The 8,538-nt window shown below is 67.0% G+C and carries 9 protein-coding genes; 3 read left to right on the forward strand and 6 right to left on the reverse strand.

The window, feature by feature from the left end; genetic code table 11:
- The 5 genes from LXM94_RS16155 to LXM94_RS16175 form a co-directional block, all read right to left on the reverse strand.
- A partial coding sequence (locus LXM94_RS16155) for an ABC-F family ATP-binding cassette domain-containing protein (RefSeq protein WP_235772498.1) occupies window positions 1-1,566 on the reverse strand: 1,566 nt, incomplete at its 3' end.
- Between the two features lie 254 nt (window positions 1,567-1,820).
- Entirely contained in the window at window positions 1,821-2,873 is a 1,053-nt protein-coding gene (locus tag LXM94_RS16160; protein WP_235772499.1) for a GGDEF domain-containing protein, read from the reverse strand.
- A gap of 236 nt (window positions 2,874-3,109) precedes the next feature.
- Entirely contained in the window at window positions 3,110-3,388 is a 279-nt protein-coding gene (locus tag LXM94_RS16165; protein ID WP_235772500.1) for a hypothetical protein, read from the reverse strand.
- Between the two features lie 294 nt (window positions 3,389-3,682).
- Window positions 3,683-4,432, reverse strand: a complete 750-nt coding sequence (locus tag LXM94_RS16170) for a DUF5677 domain-containing protein (protein ID WP_235772501.1) — start codon at window positions 4,430-4,432, stop codon at window positions 3,683-3,685.
- 139 nt (window positions 4,433-4,571) lie between these two features.
- Entirely contained in the window at window positions 4,572-5,081 is a 510-nt protein-coding gene (locus LXM94_RS16175; protein WP_235772502.1) for a DinB family protein, read from the reverse strand.
- Window positions 5,082-5,219: 138 nt separating this feature from the next.
- On the opposite strand from LXM94_RS16175, the gene LXM94_RS16180 reads away from it, so the two are divergent.
- Window positions 5,220-5,909, forward strand: a complete 690-nt coding sequence (locus LXM94_RS16180; RefSeq protein WP_235772503.1) for a glutathione S-transferase family protein — start codon at window positions 5,220-5,222, stop codon at window positions 5,907-5,909.
- Window positions 5,910-6,012: 103 nt separating this feature from the next.
- Window positions 6,013-6,435 (forward strand): nucleoside-diphosphate kinase, encoded by a 423-nt coding sequence (ndk, locus tag LXM94_RS16185; RefSeq protein WP_235772504.1) that lies wholly within the window; start codon window positions 6,013-6,015, stop codon window positions 6,433-6,435.
- Window positions 6,436-6,560: 125 nt separating this feature from the next.
- On the opposite strand, the gene LXM94_RS16190 is transcribed toward ndk, so the two are convergent.
- Complete coding sequence (locus tag LXM94_RS16190) at window positions 6,561-7,292, reverse strand: pyridoxamine 5'-phosphate oxidase family protein (RefSeq protein ID WP_235772505.1); 732 nt, start codon at window positions 7,290-7,292, stop codon at window positions 6,561-6,563.
- A gap of 117 nt (window positions 7,293-7,409) precedes the next feature.
- Here LXM94_RS16190 and pdxR point away from each other — a divergent pair.
- The coding region (gene pdxR, locus LXM94_RS16195) for a MocR-like pyridoxine biosynthesis transcription factor PdxR (protein ID WP_235772506.1) at window positions 7,410-8,538 on the forward strand (1,129 nt) is incomplete at its 3' end.

Genomic DNA, 8,538 nt, shown 5'->3' on the forward strand with positions numbered 1-8,538 from the left:
GCCGCCGCCGACGATCAGCGTGCGGTATTCCTCGAGGTCGCCGTCGAAGCTCGTCACCGTGCCGTCCCTGACGAGCCAGAGCCGGTCGACCGTCGCCTCGATCAGGTGGCGGTCGTGCGAGATCAGGATGACGGCGCCGGGAAAGTCGTTGAGCGCGGCGATCAGCGCCTTGCGGCTGTCGATGTCGAGGTGGTTGGTCGGCTCGTCGAGGATCAGCAGGTTCGGCGCGTCGAAGGCGGCAAGGCCCATGAGGAGCCGCGCCTTCTCGCCGCCGGAAAGGTCCTTCGCCGCCGTGTCCATCTTTTCCGTCGCAAGCCCCATCTGGGCGACGCGGGCACGCACCTTGGCTTCCGGCGCGTCGGGCATCAGGCGGCGCACATGGGCGACCGCGCTTTCGGCCGGGACCAGGTCGTCGAGCTGGTGCTGCGCGAAGAAGCCGATCTTCAGGCCCGGCGCCGTCTTGACCTCGCCGCTCTCCGCCGAAAGCCGGCCGGAGATGAACTTGGCGAAGGTCGACTTGCCGTTGCCGTTCGAGCCGAGAAGCGCGATGCGGTCGTCGTTGTCGATCCTGAGATTCATGCGCTTCAGGATCGGCTGGCCCGGCGCATAGCCGACCGCGCCGCCGCTGATGGCGACGATGGGGGAGGCGGGCTGCTTGTCGGGCTCGGGGAAGGTGATCGGCTGGACGTGGTCCTCGATGACGGCGGCCACCGTGCCCATGCGCTCCAGCGCCTTGATGCGGCTCTGCGCCTGGCGCGCCTTGGAGGCCTTGGCCTTGAAGCGGTCGATGAAGCTCTGCAGGTGCTTGCGCGCCGCCTCGTTCTTCGCCTTCGCCTTCATCTGCAGCTCGTCGGCCTCCGCCTTCTGCCGCTCGAACTGGTCGTAGCCGCCGCGGTAGAAGGTGAGTTTCTTCTGGTCGAGATGCACGATGGCGTTGACCGCCGTGTTCAGGAGGTCGCGGTCGTGGCTGATGATGATGACGGTGTGCGGATAGCGCCGCACATAGTCCTCGAGCCACAGCGTGCCCTCGAGGTCGAGATAGTTGGTCGGCTCGTCGAGCAGCAGGAGATCGGGCTCGGAGAACAGCACGGCGGCGAGCGCCACGCGCATGCGCCAGCCGCCGGAAAAGCTCTTCGCCGGGCGCCGCTGCGCCGCGTGGTCGAAGCCGAGCCCTGCGAGGATGCTCGCGGCGCGCGCCTCCGCCGAATGGGCGCCGATGTCGGCAAGCCGCATCTGGATATCGGCGATGCGGTGCGGATCGGTCGCCACCTCTGCCTCGGCGAGCAGCGCCGCGCGCTCCCGGTCGGCGGCAAGCACGATGTCGATCAGCGGCTCGTCCGTGCCCGGCGCCTCCTGCGCCACCTGGCCGATGCGGGCGTTCTTCGGGATGGCGACGCCGCCCGCCTCGGGCGCCATGTCGCCGGTGATGATGCGGAACAGCGTCGACTTGCCCGCGCCGTTGCGCCCGACCAGCCCCGCCTTGGTGCCGGCGGGCAGCGAGACGGAGGCGTCGTCGATGAGAAGGCGCCCGGCGATACGGGCGGAAAGGCCGGAAATCGTGATCATGATGCCGGTCTTTTGGAGCAGGCCGGGGGAAAGTGCAAGGGAGGGGAATGGGAATGGTGATGCGGCGAATAGCGAATAGGGAGTAGCGAATAGGGAGGGGAACAGCAGCGAATGTGGCGGCCAGGCCCCCGCCGCCTCAAAAGGTGCAAGATCGCTTGCGGGCGAGCCGCCGCACCGGCAACCTATTCGCTATTCGCTATTCGCTATTCGCTATTCGCTATTCGCTATTCGCTATTCGCTACTGCCTGATCCCCTCACGCCACCCCCCGCCGATACGCCGGCGCGGCGCGCGCGGCGACCTCGGCGGAATAGAGCCGGATCTCGCCGATGCCGGCCTCCAGCGCGACGGAAAGCGCCTGCTGCGCCTGGTCGGCGAGCGCCTCCGCCGATTGCGCCGCGTCCGTCATCGCGATGCCGGTGACGGCCGAGAGAAGGCCGGCGGGCAGCGCGCGGCCGGGCAGCGCGAAGCTTTCCGCCGCGATCCTGGCATGGATGCGGGCGGCGATCGTCTGGGCGTTCTCGCGGCTGACGTCGGAAAGGACGAGCGCGAACTGGTCGGTGCCGAGCCGTGCGACGAAATCCTGCTTCTTCACCGATGTGCGCAGGATCGTCGCGAGCCGCCGGACGCAGTCGTCGGCGACGCCCGGCTGATGCGTCTCGGTCAGGTCGCGCAGCCTCGCGACCTGCAGCAGGAGGAGGCCCGAGACGGCGTCCTCCGCCTCCCGCTCCTCGAACAGCGGCTTCAGGCGCGCGAGAAACATCGCGCGGTTGGCAAAGCCGGTCACCGGGTCGTGCGTCAGCGCCTCGGCGCCGACATCCATGCCGGCCTTCAGGGTCTTCAGCCGGGCGAGCAGCGCGTCCGCCGTCTCGGTGAGGCGCGCGTCGCCGGCAACGAGGGTCTCGACGACGGAAAGCAGCCGCTGCGCCTCGTCGGCGCGCTCGGAGAGCGCGAAGGCCGGATCGGCGCGCATGCGCCCGGCGGCCTCGCGGATTTCCTGCAGCGCGATCGCCTTCGTCCTTCGGCTGCGCTCCGTCTCGGCGATCACGTCGGAGACGATCGTGGCCGCCTGCGCCGCCGCCTGCGCCGTTGCGATCGCGTGGTGGGCCGTCAGCGCGTGGCGCAGGCCGATCGCGTCGAGCTCGGCCTGGTCGGCATGGGCGCCGAGCGCCGCGATGTCGCGGCCGATCTCGGGGTTGCCGCGCGTGAACGCCTCGTGCAGCAGTTCGTAGTTGCGCGGCAGGCCGCTGATGCCGAGGCTCGCCATCGCCTGCCCGATCTTCGCGTGGATTGCCGGCGGTTTCGTCATGGAGGATACCCGGATGGGTCGGCGCGGCCGACGGTTCGACTTTGCCGCAAACCTTAAGGCGAAGCCGTTAACATAGGGTGTGGTGCAGCGGCAGGCCGCCTCGCTTCTGCCGTGTGCCCATGACTGCCGGCCGGCGCGGCAGGGAAGGGCCGTCGCCGCCGCGTCCGGGCGGCGAAGGCATGGCGGCGTGAAGGCCGCGCGCGCCTCGGGAGCGGCGCAGCCGGCCGCCGGTCCCGTCAGGCGGAGCGCCGCGCCATCGGCAGCACCCGGAACACCTGGCGGATGACGCTCCCGTTCGCCGGACGGCGGCTCTCCAGCTCGGCGAGAAGCTCGCGCCGCGCCGCCGCATAGCCTTCCGCCCGCGCCTCCGTCATCGCCACCTCGAAGGTTTTGGCGATCACCGGATAACAATCCTCCGGCAGATAGGCGTTCGGCGCATCCGTGCCATAGACCAGCGCCATCTTCGACAGCGCGCTGCCCAGCAGGGCCGCCCATTCCTCGGTCGTTCGTGCCATTGTCCACCCTCGTTTCTACAGGGGGGCATCTCCTCTGCCGCCCGTAACGGCACTATTCCACCCCGCGGGCAGGCCCGGCTGTGCCCTGGGTGACAGGCCCCCCGCAATCCGAGCGTTTCTAAAGCTGACGCGCGAAACATGACAAATGAGCGCATGAGTGCAAGATTGCACCGGCTGGTCCTCTGGTTGACGTAGTGAATACAGCTGATGCTGTGGTTGCCCATAACGGACCGCGTAATGACGCAATGCCAGCTACAGTCCCGAGCCCAAACAGAACCACTCGTGAAAAACACGTTAAGCTGGCGCTGTGATTTTCTTGAGCAACTGCGCTCGTCTGGCATCCAGCTCCTCAAAGCGCGCCACTGCGGCGCTATTGAAGTGACGATGGACATATAGCGAACTGCTCAGGATGAAGCCGAGTAAGCCGTCCAGCAAGGTGCCTATTGTGGCATCTCCGGGCTTGGCATTGATGACGATTTGGAACGTCTTCTTATCGTTGGCTGGTTCAATGTGGCGCTGCTCCAGGGCGCGAATGTCATTGTGTGTATGGCAGCACAGGTTATTGTAGACGGATTCATACTCCTCAGTCATGTCGGCTCGGCCGAAACGTTGCGCAACTTTCAAGGGGCGTATATTGCGAGTTTTAAGAGCGGCAAGACGTTGCTCAGCCTCGTGGATTTTCTTTTTGACATCGGCGTTGTTCCAGAAGAACTTCAAGAACGGGTTTGTGCCCTTGTCGCCATTCTTGAGGAACCGAAGCCATTCGCGGTTATGACGTGCCTCCATGAACTCGATGTAGCCGGGATCCCTAATGAGCGCGACAAGATCCACATGCGCTTCCAACAGCGGCCGCAGGATAAGGTGTGCTCCTGTATATTTTTTATTGTCATAAAGACAGATTGCCGCATCTGTTTCCTCGTAGATGGTCGCGTAGAGTGACGCAATGGTCCGGTCGGTGGCTCTGGATCCATCAAATTTGAAGGCCAACATCTCTTCTGTTGCCGCCTCGAAGGACTCTGTAAGCAAATCATAGACGTTTTGCACGGCGCTCCTCCTCCAAATAATTGCATATAATAAGCTAGTATTCGCTAAAGTTGTAGTGGCGAGGTTGATTCTCCAGAATCAACTGCTGCCGGGTGTCGCGGACACCGAGATATTACGTCGTTATCTTAACCAACCGTCATCACAGCCACCGCGTCCCCTCGCTCCTGAGAAAATAAATCAGGTCCAGCGTCAGGCTCGGCCGGCCGAGCGCCGTCAGGATCATGTGGCACTGGCCCCTGTGATGCGTCTGGTGGTTGAAGACGTGGGAGAGGGCCGGCGCCAGCGCGTGGGTGATGACGGTCGGGTTGGTGAGCGGCGTGTAGGTGATGGCGGCGGAGAGGTCGACCTCGGTCAGCGTGTCGACCCAGCCGATGATGCGCGCGTCCTCGGTCTCGCGTGCCGCCCTCAGGCCGGCAAAGTCGTCGTGGAGGATGGCGTCGAGCGCGGTCGGCGCGTCGCCCGTGCCGGTAAAGCGCTTCTGCCAGATGCGGTCGGCGGCAAGCAGGTGGTTGAGCGTGCCATGCAGCGAGCCGAAGAAGGCGCCCTTGTTTTCGCGGAACGCCGCATCCGGCAGTTTGGCGGTCTCCTCGTAGACGGCGCGGTTGGCCCATCGGTTGTAGGCGGCGTACATGCGGAACTGCTCGATCATCACGGTCTCCCTGTGTCTCCGGCAACTATACTGCGGCGGCGCATGTCCGGCGTGAATGCCTTCCATGAAATTATGTGATTTGAGCCGGCGGCCGCTTTGCGCTCGAATGGCCGTCCGATCAACCCGGATGAGGATCCCATGACCCGGCTGCTCTATGCGCTCTGCGGCGAGGACAAGGCCCGCCAGTTTTCGCCCCATGTCTGGAAGACCGTGCTGTCGCTCGCCCACAAGGGCCTCGACTACGAGACCGTGCCCGTCGCCTTCACCGCTATCCCCGAAATCGAGGGCGGCTGCACGAAGACGGTGCCGCTGCTGCGGGACGGCGACCGGCTGGTGCGCGACAGTTTCGACATCGCGCTCTATCTCGACGAGGCCTATCCGGATCGCCCGTCGCTGTTCGGCGGCGCCGGCGGCCAGGCGATGGCCCGCTTCATCGAGAACTGGTCGCAGTCGACGCTGCACATGGCGATCACCCGCATCGCCATCCTCGACATCCACGGCATGCTGGCGCCCGCAGATCAGGCCTATTTCCGCCGCAGCCGCGAGGAGCGGCTCGGCGCTTCGCTGGAGGAGATCGCCGCCGCCGGCCGCGACGAGATCGAGGCCTTCGCCAGGAAGCTGCAGCCGCTGAGAAACATGCTGAAGCTGCAGCCCTTCATCGGCGGCGGGAGCCCGCTCTTTGCGGACTACATCGTCTTCGGCGCGCTGCAATGGCTGCGGCTGACGGCGGGCGTCGAGGTGCTGAAAAACGACGATCCGGTCGCCGAATGGTACGGTCGCCTGCTCGATCTGCACGACGGTCTCGGCAGAAATGCGAAGGTAGCGTGAAACTGTGGCGGCGCCGGCCGCCCGGCGACCGATCCCCCTTGTTTTGCCCGGAATTGGCGGCTATGGAACCGCCACTTCCATGAAAACCAGGGAAAACGAGACAATGGCGATTGAACGCACCTTTTCGATGATCAAGCCGGACGCGACGAAGCGCAACCTGACCGGCGCCATCACCAAGATGCTCGAGGACGCGGGCCTCAGCGTCGTCGCGTCGAAGCGCGTCTGGATGAGCCGCCGCGAGGCCGAAGGCTTCTACGCGGTGCACAAGGATCGTCCGTTCTTCGGCGAGCTCGTCGACTTCATGTCCTCCGGCCCGACCGTCGTCCAGGTCCTCGAAGGCGAGAACGCCATTGCGAAGAACCGCGAAGTCATGGGCGCCACCAACCCGGCCAACGCCGCCGAGGGCACCATCCGCAAGGTTCACGCGCTGTCGATCGGCGAGAATTCCGTGCACGGCTCCGACGCCCCGGAGACCGCTGCCGAGGAGATCGCCTACTGGTTTTCCGGCACCGAGATCGTCGGCTGATTCAGGCCCTGAGGCTTCGGCCGCAAGGTCCTGAACGGACTCGATGAACCGGCCCCGCCGGTCCCGACACGAAATCGCCTGAGGCTGCCGCTTCAGGCGATTTTTTGTGCCATGAAGCGGCGCAGTCAGGCCTGTTCATAGGCCCGCTGTGCGTCGGCAAGCGCCGCGTCCAGCGTCCGGCCCGGCGCATAGAGGTCGAGCTCCGGCGGCGGCTCGACGCCGGCCGGCACCCGCGGGCAGGGCTCCACATCGCCGAGCACCGTCTTCACCGGAATGACGCCCGCCCAGATCGGCAGCGCGAAATCCGCCGCGTCGTCGCCGACGCCCTTGGCGCGCACCTTGGCCGAGGCCTCCTCGATCGCCATGCCGATGACCGTCGTCGCCTTCGCCTCCTGCGCGGTGATCGGCCGGAGCAAGGCGTCGCGCCCCGGATAGAAGCGGTCGATGACGGCGCTCAGCGCCTCGGCCTTCTCCTGCACATCGTCGACGATCCGCGCCGTGCCGAAGCACATCGCCGCGCGGTAGTTGGCCGAATGGTTGAAGCCCGAGCGCGCCAGCACCAGCCCGTCGAGATGCGAGACGGTCAGGCAGGCCGGCGTGCCGGCCTTGAGGTGGCGCAGCATGCGGCTTGCCGACGAGCCGTGCCAGTAGAGCCGGTCGCCCGCGCGCCAGAACAGCGTCGGCGTGCAGTAGGGCTGGCCGTCGATCGCATAGGCGACGTGACAGAGCATCGCCGCGTCGAGGATCGCATGCACCGCCGCCCGATCGTAGCGCGCCCGTTCGTGCAGGCGCTTGACGCGGTTGCGCTCGGTCACCGGATAATGCGTCGCGGGGTCGGTGTCGATGATGCGGCTCATGGTCTTGCCTTTCGATAGCGGTCGGGCCTAAGTAGCGGCATGGCATTGGTTCGAAAAAGCTCCAATTCAAGGCAAAAATTCAAGACCAATCAACCGGACTGGTCGGATCTCATCCCCGTGCTGCCGGGCGCGGGCGCACGCACGCCGGCGCTTTACGACGCGGTCCGCCGGCTGATCGAGACGGGGGCGGTGGTCCCCGGCGCCAAGCTGCCGCCGACGCGGGCGCTTGCCGAACGGCTCGGCATGTCGCGCGTTTCCGTCGTCGCCGCCTTCGAGCGTCTGATCGCCGACGGTTTCGCCGTGGCGCGGGTCGGCGCCGGCACCTTCGTCGGCGCGGCGGTGCCGCGTGTCGGCCCCCACGGCGGGCCCGAGCCGGCCGCCCCGCCGCCGGCCGTCATGCCGCTTCCCGGCACGCTCGGCGTCGCGACCGCGGACGGGCGCTCGCTGGCGCGCCTGCGCACCCTTCTCTCGCGCCATCTCGCCCGGCCGGACGCCGACCATTTCCATTATGGCGATCCGCGGGGCAGGGCGGAGCTGCGCCAGGCGATCGCCGCCTATCTGCGCGCCGCGCGCGGTGTGCGATGCGACGCGGAGCAGATCGTCGTCACCGCCGGCACGCAGCAGGGGCTCGATCTCTTCCTGCGTGCCGCCCTGCGGCCGGGCGACGGCGCCTGGATCGAGGATCCGTGTTATCCGAGCGCCCGTGCCGCCTTTCTCGGCAACGGCATCCGCCTGCGGGGCGTGCCGGTCGACGCGGACGGGCTGGACCCGGCCGCCGGCGCGGCGCTGATGCCGGAGGCCCGCGCCGTCTATGTCACGCCGTCGCACCAGTTCCCGCTCGGCGTCGCCATGAGCATGCGCCGGCGGCTGGCGCTGATCGACTGGGCCCGGAGCAACGACGCCTTCATCGTCGAGGACGACTATGACAGCGAGTTCCGCTATGCCGGTCCGCCGCTGACCGCCCTGCAGGGCCTCGACGATGCCGGCCGCGTCGTCTATCTCGGCACCTTCTCGAAGGTCCTGCTGCCGGGCCTGCGCATGGGCTATGCCGTGCTGCCCGAGGCGCTGGTCGACGCGGTCGTCGGGCTCCGCGCGCGCAGTGACCGCTTTCCCCCGACGTTCGGGCAGGGCGCGATCACCGATTTCATCCGCAAGGGCCATCTCGCCGCCCATCTGCGCCGCGCCCGCCGCCGCGCCGCCGCCGCCCGCGACGCGCTTGTCGAAGGCCTCGCCGGCGCGCCCGGCC

This window comes from Rhizobium alarense (assembly GCF_021555155.1).
GTDB lineage: Bacteria > Pseudomonadota > Alphaproteobacteria > Rhizobiales > Rhizobiaceae > Rhizobium_D > Rhizobium_D alarense.

Excerpts from the sequence above, each read along its gene's own strand:
- LXM94_RS16160 (WP_235772499.1), bottom strand. The coding sequence starts at position 2,873 with ATGACGAAACCGCCGGCAATCCACGCGAAGATCGGGCAGGCGATGGCG.
- LXM94_RS16165 (WP_235772500.1), bottom strand. The coding sequence starts at position 3,388 with ATGGCACGAACGACCGAGGAATGGGCGGCCCTGCTGGGCAGCGCGCTG.
- LXM94_RS16175 (WP_235772502.1), bottom strand. The coding sequence starts at position 5,081 with ATGATCGAGCAGTTCCGCATGTACGCCGCCTACAACCGATGGGCCAAC.
- LXM94_RS16180 (WP_235772503.1), top strand. The coding sequence starts at position 5,220 with ATGACCCGGCTGCTCTATGCGCTCTGCGGCGAGGACAAGGCCCGCCAG.
- ndk (WP_235772504.1), top strand. The coding sequence starts at position 6,013 with ATGGCGATTGAACGCACCTTTTCGATGATCAAGCCGGACGCGACGAAG.
- LXM94_RS16190 (WP_235772505.1), bottom strand. The coding sequence starts at position 7,292 with ATGAGCCGCATCATCGACACCGACCCCGCGACGCATTATCCGGTGACC.